The 1,299-nt window shown below is 56.5% G+C and carries 2 protein-coding genes; one reads left to right on the top strand and one right to left on the bottom strand.

Annotated elements, in window-relative coordinates; translation table 11 throughout:
* A partial coding sequence (locus tag JCM25156_RS29040) for a S24 family peptidase (protein ID WP_242402726.1) occupies positions 1–660 on the bottom strand: 660 nt, incomplete at its 3' end.
* Between the two features lie 213 nt (positions 661–873).
* Between JCM25156_RS29040 and JCM25156_RS16895 the strand changes: the two genes are divergently transcribed.
* Positions 874–1,158 (top strand): helix-turn-helix domain-containing protein, encoded by a 285-nt coding sequence (locus JCM25156_RS16895; RefSeq protein ID WP_025814068.1) that lies wholly within the window; start codon positions 874–876, stop codon positions 1,156–1,158.
* The last annotated feature ends 141 nt before the right edge of the window (positions 1,159–1,299 follow it).

Raw genomic sequence — 1,299 nt, forward strand, 5'->3', positions numbered from 1 at the left:
CGGATAAAGCGGGTTATCCGAGGCGATGCGAACCTTGCCGTCTGGTTCGGCTGACACGCGCTTGACCAGCAGGCCGCCGTTTACGACCAGGACGTGAACGCCATCAAGGATGTGCTGCTGGCGGGTATCGACGACGAGGCGGTCACCAGCCCGTAGAGCGGGCTCCATGCTGTCGCCACGGGTTTCCAGCATAAGGGCACGATTTGGTTCTAGGCCAAGGTCTTGCCGTAGGAAGCGCTTGGAAATGGCTACTTTCTCAGGTTTTTCTACCTCATCGGCACACAGGCCGAAGCCTGCGGACGCAGCGATATTGTAATAGTCTATGTAGGTTAGATCGTCGTCGTTCTGCATCGGCGCAGACAGAACGCAGGCTTCCTGCTTTGGCGTATCCTCACGACCGGCCATCCACTCAAGAGACACGGCACAGGCGCGAGCAATCTTTAAGGCAGCGCCGAAAGGCATCTGGCGACCACCAAGATAGTTTGTGAGGGATCCGAGTGGCACTCCTGATAGCGCCGATACCCGCTTATTGCCTCCGGCGCTTCTTATCGCCTCGCGCAGTCTTTCAACCACCGGATCAGAGGAAACCACATCCGAGTTTACGTTTGAAACTCGGATATTACGCTCGTTCACCGCATAAGAGTTATTTTTTGCAGTCATTTCAATCACTTCCGGTGCTTACACACAGGTTTTCCACACAAAACAACTCGGATGCGCCTTTTTGAGCTTGAAGACGAACTCGGAAGCGGTAATATCACGGCACACCTCGCGACGAAGGACAGCGGCGTAAAGTCGCTGAAACGGGGTTGAAGAAAAGGGCGGCTGGCACCGCCCCGAATCTCAGGAGCTATATATGGCACAGAAGCGAGAGGAATGCACGCCGAGGACATCAAGGCGGAACTTCGGAAGCGATACGGTTCGCTTGCGAAGTTCTCTACCCTGATTGGCCGCGATAGCCGTGCCGTGAGCAAGACCATCGGAACCGTGGGATATTCGGTTCCTATCGAGCGCGAAATTGCCAGGGTGCTGGGGCGTGAGCCGCAGAATATCTGGCCGGGTCGCTACCATCATGACGGGTCTCCTGTTTCCATGACCGTTATCAGGACACCTACCGCCCTGCCGCATGACGCACACCGTCAAAACGGAGTGGCGGCATGAACATCGAACAGATACCTGTAGCCGACATTGAGGTCGGGGAACGCCTGCGGGCAGTCGATCCCGACTGGGCAGCATTGATTGCCGCTTCCATGCAGGAGAATGGCCAGCGGGCACCGATTGAGGTCCGCAAACTTGGCAGGT

Source organism: Komagataeibacter kakiaceti JCM 25156 (assembly GCF_000613305.1).